Consider the following 20673-nt stretch of genomic DNA (forward strand, 5'->3'; position numbering starts at 1 on the left):
GATTATGTGTCTGAATGCTTCAACCTTACTTCAGTGTGAAGTTGTTTTCCCAGTTAATATTTAAAATCAGAATCATTAAAGAACTCCCTATGATGTCAATCTCGAATTACTCATCTAAAATCAAAAACTAATACTTACAGAAACTAACACCAGCACCGATGGATATAGCTCGACCAACTCAATCATTAATTTACACAGACTGGACTTTAACCGAAAACCAGTTTGAGCCTGAACAGTTACATTCTAGAGAAACTGTTTTTACTATTGGCAATGGTTATTTGGGTACTAGGGGTAGTTTTGAAGAAGGCTATCCGCGTTCATCACCATCAACATTAATTCACGGTGTTTATGATGATGTTCCGATCGTCTATACTGAACTGGCTAATTGTCCTGATTGGCTGCCATTTTTAGTAATTATAGATGGCGATCGCTTTCGCTTAGATCAAGGGCAAATCCTCAATTATCAAAGACAATTAGATTTACGTCGCGGTACCCTCGCTCGCCGAGTACGTTGGCGCAGTCCTAGTAACAAAACTGTTGACCTTTCTTGGGAACGTTTCGCTAGTTTAGCAGAGCAAAATGTTCTAGCATTGCGCTTTGAAATCACACCTTTAGACTCAGAAGTAACTGTAGAAATCCAGGCTAGCATCAACGGCTATCCGGAAAATCAAGGATACAATCATTGGGAATTAATTAATCAAGGAAAAACTGACCAAGGAACTTGGTTAAACTCTCGTACTCGTGCTTCAAGAATTGATCTAGCCATAGCATTTAAAATGGCAATTTCGGGAATAGATGCTGCCTTACAAGTTACTAATGCACCAGGATATCCAACAATAAGCTCAACTTTTATCGCCACTCCCGGAACCAATGTCATAGTAGAAAAACTGATGACAATTTTCACATCACGGGATACACAAACACCTGTAGAATCAGCACACAATAAACTCACTCAGTTACCTAACTACGTAACATTATTAAATGCCAATGAAGCAGCTTGGCGAGAAGTTTGGCATCAAAGCGATATTGTAATTGAAGGAGATACTAGAGCGCAATTAGCTGTACGTTACAACTTATTCCAACTACTAATTAGTGCGCCTAGTTATGATGATAAAGTGAGTATTCCTGCAAAAACTCTCTCCGGTTTTGGATATCGGGGTCATGTTTTTTGGGACACAGAAATCTTTATTTTGCCTTTCTTTACTTTTACCCAACCAAAGATTGCGCGTAACTTATTAACCTATCGTTATTACACATTAAATGGAGCCAGACGCAAAGCAGCACATTATGGATATAAAGGAGCAATGTATGCTTGGGAAAGTGCTGATAGTGGAGATGAAGTAACGCCACGTTGGGCACTTCCTAATCAACCTTATGGTGAAGAAATTAGAATTTGGTGTCGGGATAGAGAAATTCACATTAGTGCTGATGTTGCTTATGCAGTTTGGTATTACTGGAAAGCGACAGGCGATGATGAATGGATGCGAGATTATGGAGCCGAAATTATTCTCGATACTGCCATTTTTTGGATGAGTAGAGTTGAGTGGAATACCAAAGAAGAGCGGTATGAAATTCGGGAAGTAATCGGTGCTGATGAGTATCACGAGCACGTCAGCAATAATGTTTTTACTAATCGCATGGCGCAATGGCATTTAGAAAAAGCGTTGATAGTTTATGATTGGTTAAGTAGTAGTTTTCCCGATCGCTTTGCCGAATTGAAAGCTAAACTAAAACTAACTGCGGAAAGGCGATCGCGTTGGCAAGATATTGCTACTAATCTTTGGATTCTCTATGACGATTCCAGCGCATTGATTGAACAATTTGAAGGATTCTTTAAGCTAGAAGATATTAATTTAGAAGATTACGAACCTCGAACTAAATCAATGCAAGCAATTTTGAGTATTGAAGGAGCAAATAGGCGACAAGTCCTCAAGCAACCAGATGTTTTAATGCTGCTTTACTTGATGCGCCAATCAAAAGAAATTCCCTACACTCAAGAAACATTGCAGCAAAATTGGGATTACTACGCACCTCGCACAGATATAACTTACGGTTCATCTTTAGGGCCTGCAATTCACGCAATTTTAGCTTCAGATTTAGGTAAAAATGAAGAAGCTTATGAGCGATTTATGCAGGCAGCTTTAGTAGATTTAGAAGATGTCCGAGGTAATGCTAATGATGGCATTCATGGCGCTAGTGCTGGAGGTATTTGGCAAGCTGTAGTTTTAGGTTTTGGTGGGGTTCAATTTGCAGAAAATGGCCCTGTAGCGCAGCCACAATTACCCCCTGGTTGGAACCGCTTAAAATTTAAAATACATTGGCAGGATAATTGGCATGAATTTGATTTAGTTTCTCCAAATAGTTCCTCTGTTGCTATGAATAAAATTCCCGATATTCAAGGTGTAATTTTCGATTTAGATGGAGTTCTCACTGATACCGCAGAATTTCATTATCGTGCTTGGCAAAGATTAGCAGATGAAGAAGGATTGCCTTTTAATCGAGAAGCAAACGAAGCACTAAGAGGTATATCCCGGCGAGAATCTCTGTTATTAATTGCCGGAGATCAACCATTTTCGGAAGATAAATTACTGGAAATGATGGAGCGCAAAAACGGTTATTATGTGGAATCAATTGAGAATATTTCTCCTGCCGATTTGTTGCCGGGAGCTTTAAATTTACTAGATGAATTGAAGCAAGCGGGGATTAAAATAGCTATTGGTTCAGCTAGTAAAAATGCTCGTCCAGTTGTGGAAAAATTAGGAATTGCTAATCGCATAGATGCGATCGCAGATGGCTACAGCGTCCAAAGTCCCAAACCTGCACCCGACCTGTTTTTACACGCCGCCAAACTAATCGGAATTCCCCCAGAAAATTGCCTAGTTGTCGAAGACGCAGCCGCAGGTATTGAAGCAGCTTTAGCAGCGGGAATGTATGCAGTAGGACTTGGCCCTTCTGAACGAGTAAAAGCTGCTCATGTAGTGCTTCCCAACTTAGCCGGAGTTAGTTGGACAGACCTGAAAACTAAACTTAATGGTGCAATTCCTGGTTAGGGGGAAGTAGAACCTCCTTAGTCTCGTTCCCAGGTTGAACCTGGGAACGAAAAACAGAGGCTCTGCTCAGGAGTGCAAGATCTTTCTTTACTCTTGACTGTTTGTAAAAGATCGCTGAGGCGCAACAACATACCTAGTAACTTGAGCTATCACTATGCAAAAGATCTAATAATGCCAAATCTACATAATTAGCTGTCACTGATGGAATATTTCCTGCTAAAAATTCGCATGGTAAATCCAACTCGCCTAAATGATTTACCACCAAACAAGCAGCACTAAAATCTTGATCTTTAGTATAATTATTAACAGTAACAATAGTTTTTAAACCTGCGCCAATAGACGCTTGTAAACCATGAAATGAATCTTCAAAAACTAAGCATTCATTAGCGGCTAATCCCATTTTATCTAATACATAATTATAGACATCTGGCGCTGGTTTTTTCGCTGGAACAATATCGCCAGCAGCAATAACTTCAAACCAATCAGGGTCGAGAGTTTGTTCTAACAAAGCTGTTGCATTTGGTAAAGCACTAGTGGTGGCAATAGCTAAACGCAAACCTTGTTCTTTTGCTTCTTTAATTAATCGTTTTACTCCAGGTCGTAGAGGAATTGCCGCAGATGTTAGCAATTTTCGGTAATATTTTGTTTTCAGTTTGTGCAAACTTGCCAAAAATTCTGACCATTCAGATGGAGGCAGAAAATCTGGATGATGTTGCTCTAAATAATATTGAATCCTTTCTTTTCCGCCTGCAATAGTCAATAATTCACCATATAATGATTCCGACCAATGCCAATCAAAACCCTGTTCAGCAAAAGCTTGATTGAATGCAATTCGATGACCATCTCGTTCTGTATCAGCTAAAGTTCCATCTACATCAAAAATTAAAGCTTGTAATTTTGTCATGTTTGATTTTGGTTTAAATTTGGCTAAGTTTTGCGATCGCTCCAACATTTAAAAATTTACAAGGTTATGGTCATCAATGGCAAGTCGGCAACCTACTCTGGTTAATTTGCCAAAACTTTACTCATCTTCGTATTCAACCCAAGAATTAGCAGTTTCAGATACAGCTACTTTTAATTGCACATCTTCTGGCAATCTTTGCTTAGTTTGGTCATAAATAAACTTAGCGATCATTTCTGCCGTAGTTTCGTAACCTTCTGGCATTACTTCATTCAAAATCCCATGATCTAACCCGCCTTTCGTAATATCTTTTTTCGCCCAACGTAAAGTCCGAAAATCAGCTACCATTACTGGATGAGGACAAAATTCTGATGAGTGAAGTTTCGACGATGTGGCTTCCATTCGCACTTTATAAGTATGTCCGTGCATCCGACCACAAGGGCCATCATAATCTTTGATATAATGGGCGCTATCAAACGTAAATTCTGTGACAAGTTTCCATTTTGGCACTTTGTTCTCCTTGTTTATAGCCAAACTTACACTAAAATTTTAAAGGGAAAAATTGCGATCGGGTACAAAAATATTAAAATCATTATCAAAACCTTATCTTTTTCTTTCGCGTCCTTTGCGTCCTTTGTGGTTAAAAAAAAATATGACTCTTTCTCAAGAATTATGGCAAGCCAATCAAGATTTAGCACAAGCCTGTTTAGTACATCCATTTGTGCAGGGAATTGCTACAGGTACATTACCGAAAAATCGATTTGGTTATTATGTTGGACAGGATGCTTTTTTCTTAGAAGCTTTTGCAAGAGCTTATTGTATAGCCGCAGTACGATCGCCTAATTTGGAGAGTTTCCTAGTTTTTCACAACTTAGCTGGTGGAGTTTTAGAAGAACTAAAATTACATCAGAATTATGCTACACAATGGGGAGTAAATTTGCAAAAAGTTTCTCCTTCTCCAGCTACTCGCCGTTATACAGATTTCCTATTAGCTACTGCTTGGAATAATGCCGCAGGTTTAACAGCGGTAGCAATGGCTCCTTGTATGCGATTGTATGCTTTTTTAGGGCAAGAATTAGCGAAAAATGGGATTCCTGAACATCAGTATGCTGACTGGATTCGCACTTATAGTTCCTCGGAATTTGTACCGTTAACAATATCACTAGAAACGTTAGTCGATCGCTATGTGGAAACTAAAGAAACAGCTGAACCAATCTATCATTATGCCATGTTGTGCGAATATGAATTTTTTCAATCAGCATGGGAGTTTACGGAAGAAAATTAATTGATATGATTAACCAAAACTTTTTAATATAATGCGATCGCGTCCCTGAGACTTAGCCTCATAAAGTCCCAAATCCGCCCTTCTAATTAATTCTTGATATGAAAATTCCAAGCAAGGTATAGTCACAGCTACACCTAGACTTAAAGTGACATATTTACTAGTTTGAGATTCCTGATGAGAAATCTGCAATGCTGCTACATAAGTGCGGATTTTTTCTGCTACAGTTAATGCGCCTTCAGTGTTAGTATTAGGGAGAATTACAGCAAATTCTTCGCCACCGTAACGTGCAACTAAATCAGCCGGACGTTGGACTGCACGTTGAATCGCATCAGCAACTTGCTGCAAGCATGAATCTCCGGCTAAATGCCCATAAGTATCATTATAAAGTTTGAAATAATCAATATCACATAAAATTAAAGCTATGGGATTTTGCTCTCTAATCATTCGTCGCCATTCCCTTTCTAAATATTCATTGAAGTGACGGCGATTTGCTACTTGAGTTAAGCCATCTAAACAAGCTAATCGCTTTAATTCAGCATTAGCTAATTCCATTTGTTCTACTAATAAAGCTTGTTGAATGGCAATACCTAATTGAGTAGCTAATTGTTGCAACAAACTGATTTCTGAAGGTTGCCAATCCCGCACGTCTCTACAGTGATGAGCAATTAATAATCCCCAAAGATTTTCTCCAGCCATTAATGGCACTACTAATTTAGCTCTTACTGATAATTCGTATAGAAATTCTACTAAACAAGCTGGTATTTTTGCAGAATCGCGATCGCTCATCGCATAAAATCTGCCTTGGGAATAAAGCCGATGATATTCTAAGGGAAACACTTCTACAGGAAAAGTTCTGCCTAAAATTGTTTCACAATCAGGAACTACTGCTTCTGTCACTACACAGCCTGTTCCGTCAGCCCAAATACGATAAATTAGAACTCGATCGCTATTAATTAATTCCCGAACTTCTCTCACCCCAGTATTTAAAATTTCTTCTAAGTTTAACGATTCATGAATTCTTTGGGTAATAGTTAATAATAGTTTTTCTCTTTCTATTTGCTGGCGTAAACTTAATTCCGCTTGGACGCGATCGGTAATATCTTCTGCCAAACAAGTGACACCTATATAGTCACCATTTTCGGCAATTAAAGGAGTGTTATACCATTCACAAATAATAATTTTGCCATCTTTAGTAATATTTTTATTAGTGGAGCGATACCCTCCTGTTTGGTTGAGTAAGTTATGCCAAATTTCACCTACCAAAGCTCGCTCATTTTCTGGTATAAGTCTCCAACCAGGATAGCCAATAATTTCATTTTTAGTATATCCAAAAATTTTTTCAGCAGCCGGATTCCATTCGACAATTGTAAAATTTAAGTTATATTCAATTACAGCTACAGGACTATTTTGTATATGTAGTGAAAATTTTTGTTCTGATTGTTCTAAAGCTTTTTCTGTTAGTTTTTGTTTGGTAACATCGCGAGTCACTGCTAATATAGTTTCAACTGCCCCTTGCTCGGAAAATTCCGGGACAATTCTAGCGTGATAGTACCTAATTCCTGTGGGAGTATTGTATTCAAATTCTATTTCAGATGCCTTGCCTTTAGCAAATACATACTCCATACATTTTTCCCAATAATTTACTAATTGCCTGGGCATTCCTAATTCACGATTAGTTTTGCCTAGAAAAACTTTTGGAGCCATTCCTGTTACTTTTTCAACGGCAGTATTAGCGTATAGATGGCGTAATTGGCGATCGAATCTAGCAATAATATCCGGGACATTTTCTATTAATGTTTTTAATTCTTTTTGGTGTTCATGCAATGCAATTTCTACTATTTTGCTTTCTGTAACATCGCGGATAATTGCTATTACTTCATCTTTACCACTTGCCATCATTCTACATTCACGAAACCGCCAATTACCATGAATTAATATTTGATACTCCCAAGTTTGCATCTCTTTTGTATTAAGAGTTTTTTCTATATTAATCATGAACTGTTGCCCTAATCGTGCTGGTAATATTGTGTAAATATTATTCCCAACTTTCATATCAGATAACAGCGGCATTGAACTATTTTTCCCAGTTTGATGTTCTAAAAGTGTGCCATCTTTTTTCAGGCAAATTACTAAATCTGGAATCGCATCCAGCAAAGCTTTAATTTTTGCTTCCCTATACCTAAGTTCTTCTTCAATTTGTTTATTTTCACTAATGTCTGTCAAACTTCCTACATAACCTAAAATTTTACCTTCACTATCCTTTTCTGCGACAATCTGCCCTAATACCCAAATAATTTTGCTGTCACTTCGCTGTAAACGAAACTCTAATTTAAAGGATGTTTTGTTACTTGTTACCAGGTTAAATTCTTGAAAAAATCGCTCTCTGTCATCAGAGTATATAGTTGTTATCCAGTCTTTTTCTAATGCTTCTTCTAAGGTAATTCCTGCTATTTCACACCATTTTTGATTGGCGTATAAACAGTTTCCCTGTAAGTCAAGGCGAAATATTCCTACTGGCGAGGTTTTAGTCAGCGTGTAATAACGATACTCACTTTCTTGCAGGGATAATTCTGCTATTTTGCGATCGGTAATATCAAAAATTGCTCCGTCTAAATATTCAACGTCCCCTAAGTTAGCCAGAATTGCCTGTCCTTTTTCATATACCCATTTAATACTGCCATTTGCATGAATAATTCTATACTCTAAAATATAAGGTTTTTTACAATTAATACTTTTGTAAATACTTTGCTCTATAATTTCCCGATCGATAGGATAAATAATACTAGCAAAACTTCTAATTTGATTATCTATAAAATCAAGCGCGGAGTAGCCAGCAATATCTGCGATCGCATCACTAATAAATTCCATTGTCCAATAACTATCATATAGCCGCCGATAGATGGCCCCAGGTATATTATTAATCAGACTTTCTACTGACAATTTGCGTTCTTTCACTACTGATTCTGCTATTTTTCGCTCATTGACTCTGTTTATAAAACTCATTTTTTAACCTCAAGAAATTACCTAAAATGAGCTAATAATTATAGGTAATTGAAAATATTTATGCTTAAATTTTTTCATGTTAAATTTTGCAAAATTAAGTAACGGTTTTATTATCAGTATAAAACATTTTTTCATGTTTGTTGAATATTTAATGATTTTTAATAACTGAAGTTTAGACTAATGCTCTCGGACTACCTGTATTTGATAACTTTAGACTAGAGGCAGGAGAATTTCAAACTCTCTGCCCATATTAGAAAATAGTTCTGAATTTAAATTATTTTCCCTGTCTGGTGTACGAATTAACAAATTTCCCCCATGTTTAGCAGTAATAATTTGGTAACTAACTGCTAAGCTAGTTTCCTTTTCTGCACGTTTCTTTACTGAAAAAGAATCTAAAATCTGCTTCAGCGCACTAGGCGATAAACTAGGGCCGTTATCTCCAATAATAATTGAAATCCAACGCGATTCTAAAGATTCAGCATTAGATCCAGATTGAGGAGAAAAAACTGTTGTTTTAATTACAATATATGGTTTATGCGTAACAAATTTTTGTCTGTCGCCACGCAATTCTTTTGTAAACTCTTGATAAGCCGCTTGATTCAATAAATTATCTACAGCATTACTAAGAATATTCATAAATACCTGATTTAGTTGTCCTACAAAACAAGTTACTGGTGGTAAATCGCCGTATTCTTTAATAATTTCAATTTCACTTTTTAAGCGGCTTTTTAATAATAAAACTATACTATCTAACATAGCGTGTAAATCAGCAGGTTTAGGATAAACCTCATCTATGTGACAAAAATTTTGTAAACTACTGACTAACTTTTTTAATCGTTCTGCACCACCTTTGACACTGTTAATCGCTCTGGGTAAGTCTTGTTGTAAAAAGTCAAATTCTATCTCTTCTTTTAATTCTGTGATTTCTTTTGGTGCTTCTGGTAAACACTTTTCATAAGCGGAAATTAACTGCAAAAAGCTTTCGGTGTAAGTGGAAATATGGCTTAAGTTTCCCCAAATAAAACCTACAGGATCTAAAATTTCGTGGGCTACTCCATCCACCAAACGCCCTAAATTAGCCATTTTTTCACTTTGAATTAATTGCACCTGTGTCCTTTCGTAGCGTACTTGAGTTTCAATGCCTCGAATTTGCCAATGAGCAATATTTAACTCATGAATATCTAATAATTGATGGTTCTGCGTTTCTGATTGGACGACGATCGGTTCTCCTAAAAGTTCCGACGATCGCCGCAGTGCCATTTGTGCTGCTACTAAAATTGGCGTAGTCTCAGGAAGAATTAAAACATCAGTGCGAGCGTAGTTGTAAAGAAATTGTAGTGTTTTTTTGAGAAACAAATCTTGTTTTTCAGATAAAATTATAGTTTCTAGCAGGCGCAACCGTGAAATCATACCGACAAACTTGCCTCGATCTAATAAGATAACTCCCGGCAATTTGTTATGTTTCTCGAAAAGTTCCACAACCTCAGCCGAAAGACAGTTGACATCGGCAGTAAATGAATATAGTGGTAATGCCCCCAAGGTGGAGTCTATAGAGAGATCCTGATTATCTGCTTCAGATAAATAAGGAAACGAAATAAATTCTTTTGACACAATCTCTAATGAAAGTTAAATAACTCTAATGACAAGCTATCATTAGTTCATCCAATAGCCTACCACTTTCACATATTTTAACTACCGATAAATCATAGAGTTTTAACATATTTACTTTGCTTGATCTCGCCTGCTTTATTAAGCTAATGGCAGCATAATCTCGAACTGAGTACTAATACTGGAGGAAAAGTCTTCTAATTTGTTACTTTGCGATCGCACATTCAACTTACCCCGATGGTTTTGGGTAATTATTTGATGGCTAATAGCCAATCCTAACCCAGTTCCTTTACCTACTGGCTTAGTGGTAAAAAAAGTTTCAAAAATCCGTCCCTGTATTTCCAAAGGAATACCTGAACCATTATCACTAATGCGAACGACTGCCCATAATCTACCTTCAGCTTCTACAACTTCTGTACTAACTGTAATCTGTGCTTGCCAGGTCTTAGGCGCAATAGACACTTTTTCCATTAACGCATCAATAGCATTGTTAATAATGTTGACAAATACTTGACTTAACTGCCCAGAATAACAGCTAACAGGCGGTAATTTACCATAATTTTTTACTAATTCGATGCTGTACTTGATGCGATTATGTAAAATTAATAACGTACTTTCTAAGCATTCATGGATATCTATAGCTTTTTGTTGTCCATCCCCGATATGAGAAAAATTACGCAAACTATTAACTATTTTTACTAATCTTTCTGTACCTAACCGCATACTATTAACAATTTGCTGTACATCATCTTTTAAAAAGTCAATTTCTATCTCTTGTCGTAAGTTATTGACACTTTCAGGTATAGGATTTACTTCTGTTTCATAAGCTGTAATTAAATCAATAAAATCTTGACTATAGTTGGCTAAATATTCTAAATTTCCAGCAATAAAATTAACCGGATTTAAAATTTCATGAGCTACTCCCGCTACCATTTGTCCCAAACTTGCCATTTTTTCTGTTTGCAAGAGTTGTGATTTAGTTTGTTCATTGATTAAGTTAGTTGCTAGTTCATGAATGCGGGATTGAGCAACCAATAATTGATGAATATCTAATAAACGATAAACTTGCGGCTCAATTTCCACTACTATTGGTTCATCAACTAACTCTGGAGAACGCTGCAAACACCGTTTAGCTGTCTCAACAATTAACGTATAACAAGGAACAACTAAAGTATGGTTAGGAACTAATAAATATAAAGATTTGATTGGCCTTTTCATAAATATTTCTAACCCATAAGGTCGGCTCAGACATTCTAAGAACTTGCGTCGGGAAATCATCCCCAAAAGCTGACCTTTTTCTAACACAATAACTCCTGGTAGCAACGGATTCACCTCTAAAGCTTTTGCTACTTCTTTTCCTGGTTGACTGCTTTCGATACTCAAATCATATAGCAATAGCTCTTGGAGAGTAGAATCTAAAGACAAGTTCTCCATTCCTAATGATGATAAATGTGGTATTTCGTCAGTTAAATGTTGTAATGTAAACATGAGCAAATATCTCTATAGGGCAACAGAAAAATTTTAATAATAGATTGTATCTAATTTAGCACCGCAATTTCGGAAATTAAAAATAGATTTGTTAAATTTTTAGCTAAATCAAAATTTAAATTGAAGACAAACTTTTCTTAACCTAAAATTAAATCTCAGATATATTATTTGGCTGTAAATATGCAGTTATTAAAATAATACGCAAAAAATTTATTTATTATTGATGAATCTGCTGTTCGTTTAATGAAGAGTGTAGGATATAGCGATCGCACCCCGAAGACTTCGCTGTGTAAATTAAAAATCACACTAGAAATACTTAAACTAATAGTTAGATCTGAGAATGCTAAATAAAAAAATTGGATAAATTAATACCTGATAATTGACTAATCAAACAAATGAATAATTAAGTAGAAGCACCCATTGAAAAAACCAAGACTTGTTTAAGCCATACCCTGAAAGCAAAAATTTGACAAAATAAACGGAGTACAAGAGTGTATTTCCACTTTAGTAATGCCTCTTTGCTTTGATTTTAACCAGTTAGAGTGAGGTTTTGTTTGTGTAGTAGATAGCACAGTTTGCGGAATCTCAGCTGACTGAGTGATCCGATCGAGCAACTTGCCATTAAAGTCGTAAGTAGTTAAAACGATCGAACCACTACCACACACTAGAGCCTGAACTGAAGCAACGGGATGTTTAAAAGTGGTCGTTATCAGCATTTTATTTCCCTGCGGCATCAGCACCAAACTACCAGACTGGGTAAAAAACTCTGGATTAGATGGTTTTAGGGCGATCGCCCCTTGAAATTCCAAACCTAAATGCTTATATTGTGCCATTACAGGCTCAAATAGCTTTAATTGCTCAAAACTGAGTTCAATCAACCTTGAAGACCTACAGTTCAGTTCAGCTAATTGCGACATATCGTTCTAAATGTAAAAATTTTTTCAGATCGCTACACAAACTAAGGTAATAATTTCCAGTGACTAGCGTCAATGTATTTTCGTGACAGTAGTCACTCATAAAAGTACTATCTACCTTTAGGCAGAACAATAGATCCCTCTTAAGGGTGAAGATTTACACTTAAACCAATCACAGCCAGAAAACCACCATGTTCATCTTTAGCTTAGAAACGCCTTTAATCAGCCCTCTCCCCTGGCAACAATCTCTATTTACCACTATATTGCTGTTGTCAGCAGATATACCGTTTTGATAATAAGGATCAATTAGTTAAAATATCTTGACAATCTCCACTGGTAAACAACGCCCTCCGCCTGGAACCTAATGAATCAATTGCACAATGGTTTTACCCTATTTCTCAGCTTGCTAGTAGAAGCTCTGCCCTTTCTACTACTGGGAGTATTGTTCTCTGGTTTGCTACTGCTGTTCGTTGACGAACGCAAGCTGGCAAATGCTTTACCTCGTCACCCGCTATTGGGTGCTTTCGTTGGCAGTTTAATCGGTTTCCTGTTTCCAGTTTGTGAGTGTGGTAACGTACCCGTAGCTAGACGCTTAATCACCCAAGGAGTACCCGCATCAGTAGCGATCGGTTTTCTTCTAGCAGCACCTACCGTTAACCCCATTGTAATTTGGGCAACTTGGACAGCTTTCCGCGACCAACCAGAAATTGTTGTCCTGCGCGTCGTCCTTTCCTTAGCGATCGCTACCATTATTGGCTGGGTATTTAGCACTCAAGCAGACTTGCGACCTTTACTGCAAACATCGGTTGCCAACGCGATGCCTACCCCGACCAAAAAACGTCAAGGTTTTTGGTCACAGATGTCACCGCAGGAAGAATCTGTCCCAGCTTTATTGCAGTCAGGAACCTTCTTAATTTCCGGTTCCGGTCAAGCTATTCGCATGGATGCAGCTACATTACCGATGACTGCTAGTGTCGGTACTACCAAATCCTTAAAATCCATCAAATATCGGCTAGGTTTGTTTTTAGAGAATAGCGTCCAAGAATTGCGCGAACTTGGAGCAGTTTTGATCGTGGGAAGTGCGATCGCAGCAACCATTCAAGTCGCAGTTCCCCGCGAATTAATCCTCAGCTTAGGACAAGGGCCTATTACTTCCATCATCGCCATGATGGTATTAGCCGCAGTAGTTTCTATATGCTCTACAGTAGACTCATTTTTTGCCCTCTCCTTCGCCACAGCATTTACCCCCGCTTCCCTACTCGCATTTTTAATTTTTGGGCCAATGATTGACCTCAAAGGCATTGGCTTAATGTTGTCAATCTTTAAGGGAAGAGCCGTAATTTATATCTTTGCTTTAGCAGCGCAACTGACATTCCTGTTTACCTTGATTTATCAAATGATTTACTAAAAACTCATAACTGATAAAAGACCATTAACCTAGATCGTCAACTAATGCAGCGTGGCAGAAATAACTAAACAGTGAAACACCTTTGTAGAAAATTTATTTCCTTGGAACCAACTGCTTTGTTTTACTAATCTTGTCCCATTCACTATCACTTGTTCCCCGATGGCTTTCACATTCAAGAAAAAACTGAAAATCAATCAATCTCTAGTATCTTGGCTAGATGTAATCGGCATTATTGCTTGGGGTATTTTGCTGTTAAAATATTGGTTCACAGACCAACTTGGTTTGCTCATTCACCCCGATTATTTTTGGTTAACAATTTGCGGTGGCTTTGGGTTATTGACGATCGGTGGCTGTAAAGCATGGTTAATGCTCAAACCATATCTCAAACAAAGACCCTACTCTCGGAAAAATTATATTCCCCCACAATCAGAGCAGCATATTACTCTATTTCCGCCTGGTGTAAGCAGTATCATCCTAATCACAGCAGCAATTTTAGGGTTTTTTATTTCTCCTCGGATATTCACTAGCCAAATCGCTTTACAACGAGGAGTTACTGACACTCTGTTAATGACTCGCGCTCAACCTAAAGAATTTAAAACCGCCAAACATCCCGAACAACGTACTCTAATAGACTGGGTGAGAACTTTAAATGTTTATCCAGAACCAGATGCTTATACTGGACAAAAAGCAAAAGTAGAAGGATTTGTCATCCATCCCCCGCAACTGCCAGATAATTATCTATTAATATCTCGATTTGTTATTACCTGCTGTGCCGCAGATGCTTATCCAGTAGGTTTACCAGTTAAACTGACCTCATCTCGTAGCACTTTTGCTCCTGATACCTGGTTAAATGTACAAGGTGAGATGATCACAGAAACTCTATCAGGTAAACGTCAGTTAGTTATTAACGCTAATTCGATAACTCCAATTCCCGAACCGAAAAATCCTTACAATTATTAGACGGAAAATTTAGTGCAACATCAGAGAAATAACTAGAGAGTTAAAAATAAGTAACAGCTCTGTATTAGCTTTTTTTACTTCTGCCTTCTGCCTTCTTGTATTGTCCTCCATCACCAATTACTCATGATCAATCGAACGATCAAATTCAAATCAATTCAATCCCTCGATCGCATTGCCATTACACTTATGGTGGGACTGACGATAGCAATTGCTATTCTCCTTTTTCAGGGAGATCATTCAGTACCTCGCGTCAGAAGTTTCACCTGGCAAGATAAACAAATTGGTGTAGAAAATGACCGTTTTGTGATTACCTTTACTCGTCCAATGGATCGGGCCAGCGTGGAAAAAAATTTACAAATTAATCCACCTTTACCAGGAAAATTTAGTTGGGCGGGTCGCAGGTTAGTTTACACTTTAATTTCCCCTGCTCCTTATGGTACAGAGTATCAACTAACTTTACAAAAAGCTACTGATAAATATAGTAACTCTGGAAAAAACGGAGCAATTTTACAACCATTTAATGCAAAATTTCGCACCCGCGATCGCGCCTTCGCTTATATAGGTGTAGAAGGAGAAAATTCCGGGCAATTAATGTTAGTTAATCTCAGTGCTGCCGAACCTAAACCAATTGTTTTAACTCCAAAAGATTTAGTAGTATCAGATTTTAAATTCTATCCCCAAGGCGATCGCATATTATTTCTCGCAAACGATCGCAACTCCCAACGTCAAGGAGCTCTACAACAACAACTTTATGAAGTAACAACAGGTATTCATACTAATTCCCCAGAGCAACAACCAGTCTCTCAAGAACCAGCAGGTAAACTAAAGTTAGTTTTAGACAATAAAGATTATCAAATTTTGAAATTCGACTTATCTCCTGATGGGCAAACTATCGTGATGCAACTGGTAAGTCGGCGCAACCCAGGCGAGTTTGGCATCTGGACTTTACAACCTAATTCTACACCAAAACCCTTACCAGGAAAACCCGGAGGCGACTTTTTAATTACTCCAGATAGCAAAGCTTTAGCTGTTACTCAAGGCGAAGGATTAGCGATCGTTCCCTTAACAGGTTCCCAAGCTCAACCATTAGATTTTCTGCCCAAATATGGCTCAATTTTAACTTTTTCAAGAGATGGTTTAGCCGCTGCCACAGTAAAATTTAATCAAGACTTTACGCGATCGCTATTTCTCGTCAATACTCAAGGAACAGAAAAAGAATTACAACGCATTAATGGTTCAATATTAAATGCTAAATTCGACCCCACAAACCAAACCCTTTATTGTCTTTTTACCAAACTTGTCTCCGGTGAACAATATCAAGAACAACCATATATTGCCGCCATTAACCTCAAAACCGGAGAAACTAAAAAGCTATTAGAATTCTCCCCTAATCAGCGACAAGTGCAAATGAATTTGTCACCTGACGGAATTGCAATATTATTCGATCAACCATTAATCACACCTCAACCCGCAGCCGGAATCTCTGACGCAGTGCGAACAGATGACAATGCAGCCATTGTAACAAGTCGTTTATGGTTACTACCAATCTCTTCAATTAATACCACCGAAGCATCAACCACTGCCCAGCCAGAAGAACTCCCCATCACAGGAGTTCGTCCTGTTTGGCTACCCTAGTACAAGAAGGCTCTAAGGCAGAAGAGAAAAAGGCTTTTCCGTCCAGCTTTTTAAGTGTTTTCAACTGCTCAATCATTTCTATTGTGCTGCACTAGTTAAGCTGTTTGTTTAATTGCTAATCTAGGTAGCAGAGGGACAGGGGAAAAGGGGAAAGGGTCTGAAGGTTCAGGTTGCAACTAATTCCTTAAGATTAGGTATAAGACCCTACATCAATAAAACAAAGGAATACGGCTAGACTAAAGTTGACCTACGGTACTAGGAAAGTTTTTGGCTTTGTATTTTCAAATTTCTGAGAGAATTTCCTTCAGAAAATTAAATAAACAAAGCTAGAAACCCTTCCTTTTTCAAGAGAAGCAATGGAAATACAGGAATTTCTCACTCGCTATAAACAGGGAGAACGCGATTTTGCTGGTGTCGATTTAAGTGGAGCTATTCTTACAGGTATCAACTTACAAGACATCAACCTTACAGGCGCTAATCTTACAGGTGCTAATCTCAGCTGGTCATTTTTTAATCGCGCTCAATTAGCTAACGCTTGTCTTCGCCAAGCAGACCTGCGCCATGTTACTTTTACTAATGCTAATCTTAGTCAAGCAATTTTAAGTGGTGTAAACTTAACTAAAGCAGATTTACATTTTGCTAATTTACAAAATTGCGATTTAAATTGGGCAATATTAGAACAAGCAGATCTCACTAGCGCAAATTTCCAAGGCGCGAAACTAGATCAAAGTAATTTGGAACAAGCCAAATTAGTTCAAACGCAATTAATTCAAGCTGAATTAATGGAAGCAAATTTGCGAAAAACCCAGTTAATTAATGCTAACTTAAATGCGGCAAATTTGCGCGAAGCTAATTTAGAATTAGCCGATTTACGAGATGCAACTTTAATTGGAACTAATTTAACTGAAGCTAACTTAAACGGCGTTTGTTTGCGTGGTGCAGATTTGAGCGAAGCAGATTTACATCGGGTAATTCTAACTGGTGCAGATTTGAGTGACGCTTGTCTGAATAATGCAGACTTAAGTCGGGCTAATTTAGCTGGTTCTTATCTATTAAAAACTAGTTTTAGAAAAGCTTATTTATTAAGGGCTACTTTGGAAGATGTATTAATGTTACGGGCAGATTTAAGTGAAGCAAATTTTCGCGGATCTAACTTGAAAAGAGCCGATCTTAGCGGTGCTTATTTGAGCGATACAAATTTGAGTGAAACTGATTTAACAGGGTGTTTGTTCTTGGAAAGCAGTTTGATTCGGGTGAATTTAGATCGATCGCAAATGACAGGCTGTTGTATTTATAATTGGCAGTTAGAAGATGTAGACCTTTCCCAAATTGATTGTGATTATGTTTTTACTCAATTTAATTATGCTACTAAAAGCCCAACCGATCGCTATCCCGTCGGACGCAATCTAAAACCCGGAGAGTTAGCACAACAATATCTTGAAGATAGTTCCCAAATCAAAATTAACTTTAAAGAACCACCAAATTGGGAAGCATTGATTTTTTCAATAGCTAAACTTGAACAAGATTTTCCTAATTTAAAATTCATTATTAAATCTTTTGAATCAGTAGCAGGTGCTTATCTATTAAAGATTAGTTGTAATCGCCCCGTAAATAACCAAAAGATGCGATCGCGTTTAGCAGAAATTTACTTTAATATGTTACAAAAACTTCAAATTAAACGTCAAAAAATTCTTGGCTTACTAAATATAATTGAACTCAAAAACGAGGAACTGGTAACAACAAGTACTCCAGTAATAACAAAAATAGAACCAAAACCAATGAACCAAGAAAACATTAGTTTGTACCGCGAAGTATTGCAACAAATTGAAATTATAATTATGTCTCAACCACCAGAAAAATTATTTGAAAGTATTCAAAGGTTGGTGAATTTTCTCAATGTAAAAGGCATTTCTACTGAAGAAATTCAAAATAAAATTATTGGTCAAGCAATTCTGCGTCGCGCCAAACAAGAACAAACATTTCAAAAACAGCTCATCCAGTGGGAAAAAAGTGCTGCACCTGAAATTCGTCTTTCTCCAATTGGTTCAGCAATCAGATCTGCGATCGCCATTCTTTGGCAAAAGTACCAACAATTTTAATTAAGCTGTTTAATTAAAATTGTTGTAGCAATTTAGTCTTGATATTGTTTGACAGTAATTTTCGACTATTTGTAAAATACGTTCTGCGGCATGACCATCACCAAAGGGATTAACGGCTGTTGCCATTGTTTGGTAAGACTCCCGATCGCATAATAATTCAGTAGTAGTGGAAAGGATACGATCGGGATTAGTACCAACTAACTTAGCTGTTCCAGCTGCGATCGCCTCTGGACGTTCCGTAGTCTCTCTTAAAACTAAAACTGGTTTCCCTAAACTCGGTGCTTCTTCCTGAAGTCCGCCAGAATCAGTTAATAACAAATAACAACCCTGAATCGCAGCCACTAATTCTGTATAATCCAAAGGTTCTGTCAGAAAAACTCGCGGATGATTCCCCAAAATTTCTTTTAAAGGTTCTCGAACAGTCGGATTACGATGTAACGGTAATAATAAAGCTGTATCAGGAAACTTATTTAAAATTAACAAGAAACCTTTCGCAATATCTCTTAATGGTTCACCCCAATTTTCCCGGCGATGAACTGTGGCTAATAAAGTGCGATATTTCTGCCAATCCAAATTCGGGATATTACAAGTAGGGTTTTGCTTAGCTACAGTTAATAACGCATCAATTACTGTATTCCCAGTTTGGTGAATTTCGCCTACCACTCCCGAACGTCGCAAATTTTCCACTGCTAAAGCAGTCGGCGCAAAATGTAATTGAGTAATTTGGGAAATTAACCGCCGATTCGCTTCTTCTGGGTAGGGATTAAATAAATCATCCGTTCTCAATCCCGCTTCTACATGACCGACAGGAATCTTTTGATAAAATGCAGCTAACGCAGCAGCAAAAGCAGTAGTAGTATCTCCTTGAACGATCGCCAAATCCGGTTGTACTTCTGTAAATAAACTTTCTAATCCTGATAAACTGCGACAAGTAATATCCGTCAGCGTTTGCTGATGCTGCATAATTTCTAAATCGCGATCGGCATCAATTTTAAACAAGCGCATCACTTGTGCCACCATCTCTCGATGCTGACCTGTTAACACCACTTGTGTCTCAAAAGCAGGCGATCGCTTAAACTGTTGAATAACCGGAGCTAATTTAATCGCTTCTGGTCGCGTTCCTAAAATAATACAGACTTTGTAGATAGTTTCAGGCATAAAAATCCCAAGCTAATTACATCGGGTAAACTACCCGATCGTAATATTTTATAACAATTACCAAACTAACTCTTGACTTTATTAACTGCCTTCCAATTTACACCTTTCACCTTCGGCTCCTTGCCTCAAGTCAAAGCTCAAAACTTCTCCCCTTCACCTTTGTCAAAACTCAAAACTTAAAATTTCCCATGAAAAAACCCGGCTGCTACCGGGCCATAGAACCGCTATAAGAAACGGCTAGCTAGGGTCCTTAGATGGAAGACTCTATATCACAAGTCAAAGGACAAGCTGCATACACAGAACTATGACTTGGATTTTCATCACCACGCAACCAATTTAACCAAGATACATCTTGGGGATTCACTCCTTTAAAAGAAAGCATTGCTGCACCAGCAATAATTGTTAACACATTCAAACCAATTAAACCGCCAGCAACTAACAAAACAGCACTAACGGGCATGATTGATTGCAAAGCGATCGACAACACCGATCCCACAACCACCATCAACATCACAATCGGAAAACCTACTACCAGCAAGCAAACCGATAACGTAAACGTCCAAATTAAAAAGCTTTTAATTGTGCCAAATGAATAAGACTTGGTTGAGTTGAGGCTTTTTGCTAAAACCATACCCATCTCTCCTTGAGTAATCTCAAATTATTGGACTTGGCTGAAATCTCGTACTGTGCAACCCAGTTTCTTTACTAGGTGGTTTTCAGTATATATTAAAGTTTTGGTGAAGATGAGCGATCGTTCAACAAACTTTACATTCACCTGTTGCCATTTATGTTCCTACAAAACCCTGAAAAATTTCCAAATGAATATGCTGATAAACCATTAAATTTAAAAGTCCCTCTTCTCACCAGCATCTCTCTACAGATAGACCCTGCTATAAACCTTGTTCTTCCGCCAATCAGCAATCATTGAACAACAATCTGCTTAACATTTCTTATAATTTGTGACAGTTGTTCTCATAATTTATTTAAGAACTTTACAGCAACCAACCCAAGCCCAGACAAGGTAAAGCAGTTAGTTTTGAGCATTAATTTATGAGTATTGAGTTATGAGACAACTCATAGCAGAAGGCAGAAGGTAGGGAGGTAGGGAGAGTTGAAGAATAGTTGGTTGAATTATTTTCCCCCATCTCCCCATCTCCCCATCTC

General features: G+C 37.6%; 14 protein-coding genes. 6 read left to right on the plus strand and 8 right to left on the minus strand.

The window, feature by feature from the left end:
• The first annotated feature begins 158 nt into the window (after positions 1-158).
• Entirely contained in the window at positions 159-3050 is a 2892-nt protein-coding gene (gene pgmB, locus IQ264_RS15250) for a beta-phosphoglucomutase (RefSeq protein ID WP_193981643.1), read from the plus strand.
• 133 nt (positions 3051-3183) lie between these two features.
• Here the strand turns inward: pgmB and IQ264_RS15255 are convergent, their stop codons facing one another.
• Both IQ264_RS15255 and IQ264_RS15260 read right to left on the minus strand, forming a co-directional pair.
• Positions 3184-3954, minus strand: a complete 771-nt coding sequence (locus tag IQ264_RS15255; protein WP_193981644.1) for an HAD family hydrolase — start codon at positions 3952-3954, stop codon at positions 3184-3186.
• A 117-nt stretch (positions 3955-4071) separates the two neighbouring features.
• Positions 4072-4461: a 6-pyruvoyl trahydropterin synthase family protein gene (locus tag IQ264_RS15260; protein ID WP_193981645.1), complete on the minus strand. Its 390-nt coding sequence runs from the start codon at positions 4459-4461 to the stop codon at positions 4072-4074.
• A gap of 142 nt (positions 4462-4603) precedes the next feature.
• Here IQ264_RS15260 and IQ264_RS15265 point away from each other — a divergent pair, with 142 nt between their 5' ends.
• Positions 4604-5236: a TenA family protein gene (locus tag IQ264_RS15265; RefSeq protein WP_193981646.1), complete on the plus strand. Its 633-nt coding sequence runs from the start codon at positions 4604-4606 to the stop codon at positions 5234-5236.
• A 9-nt stretch (positions 5237-5245) separates the two neighbouring features.
• Here the strand turns inward: IQ264_RS15265 and IQ264_RS15270 are convergent, their stop codons facing one another.
• The 4 genes from IQ264_RS15270 to IQ264_RS15285 form a co-directional block, all read right to left on the minus strand.
• A complete protein-coding gene (locus IQ264_RS15270; protein WP_193981647.1) occupies positions 5246-8239 on the minus strand; it encodes a PAS domain S-box protein in 2994 nt (997 codons plus the stop codon).
• Between the two features lie 210 nt (positions 8240-8449).
• Positions 8450-9850, minus strand: coding sequence for an ATP-binding protein (locus IQ264_RS15275; RefSeq protein ID WP_193981648.1), 1401 nt, complete (start codon positions 9848-9850; stop codon positions 8450-8452).
• Between the two features lie 138 nt (positions 9851-9988).
• Positions 9989-11335, minus strand: a complete 1347-nt coding sequence (locus tag IQ264_RS15280) for a sensor histidine kinase (RefSeq protein ID WP_193981649.1) — start codon at positions 11333-11335, stop codon at positions 9989-9991.
• Between the two features lie 440 nt (positions 11336-11775).
• On the minus strand, positions 11776-12252 hold the full coding sequence (locus IQ264_RS15285) for a hypothetical protein (RefSeq protein WP_193981650.1): 477 nt from the start codon (positions 12250-12252) through the stop codon (positions 11776-11778).
• 361 nt (positions 12253-12613) lie between these two features.
• On the opposite strand from IQ264_RS15285, the gene IQ264_RS15290 reads away from it, so the two are divergent.
• From IQ264_RS15290 to IQ264_RS15305, 4 genes are all read left to right on the plus strand, one after another.
• Entirely contained in the window at positions 12614-13657 is a 1044-nt protein-coding gene (locus tag IQ264_RS15290; RefSeq protein ID WP_193981651.1) for a permease, read from the plus strand.
• 159 nt (positions 13658-13816) lie between these two features.
• Entirely contained in the window at positions 13817-14617 is an 801-nt protein-coding gene (locus tag IQ264_RS15295) for a TIGR03943 family putative permease subunit (protein ID WP_193981652.1), read from the plus strand.
• 123 nt (positions 14618-14740) lie between these two features.
• Positions 14741-16252, plus strand: a complete 1512-nt coding sequence (locus IQ264_RS15300; protein ID WP_193981653.1) for an Ig-like domain-containing protein — start codon at positions 14741-14743, stop codon at positions 16250-16252.
• 356 nt (positions 16253-16608) lie between these two features.
• The gene (locus tag IQ264_RS15305) at positions 16609-18351 is read left to right on the plus strand and encodes a pentapeptide repeat-containing protein (protein WP_193981654.1); all 1743 of its coding nucleotides are present in this window, start codon (positions 16609-16611) and stop codon (positions 18349-18351) included.
• Positions 18352-18360: 9 nt separating this feature from the next.
• On the opposite strand, the gene wecB is transcribed toward IQ264_RS15305, so the two are convergent.
• Positions 18361-19509 (minus strand): non-hydrolyzing UDP-N-acetylglucosamine 2-epimerase, encoded by a 1149-nt coding sequence (wecB, locus tag IQ264_RS15310; protein WP_193981655.1) that lies wholly within the window; start codon positions 19507-19509, stop codon positions 18361-18363.
• Between the two features lie 250 nt (positions 19510-19759).
• Complete coding sequence (locus tag IQ264_RS15315) at positions 19760-20140, minus strand: hypothetical protein (RefSeq protein WP_193981656.1); 381 nt, start codon at positions 20138-20140, stop codon at positions 19760-19762.
• Positions 20141-20673 lie beyond the last annotated feature (533 nt).

The sequence above is a fragment of the [Phormidium] sp. LEGE 05292 genome (assembly GCF_015207735.1).
Lineage (GTDB): Bacteria > Cyanobacteriota > Cyanobacteriia > Cyanobacteriales > Aerosakkonemataceae > Floridanema.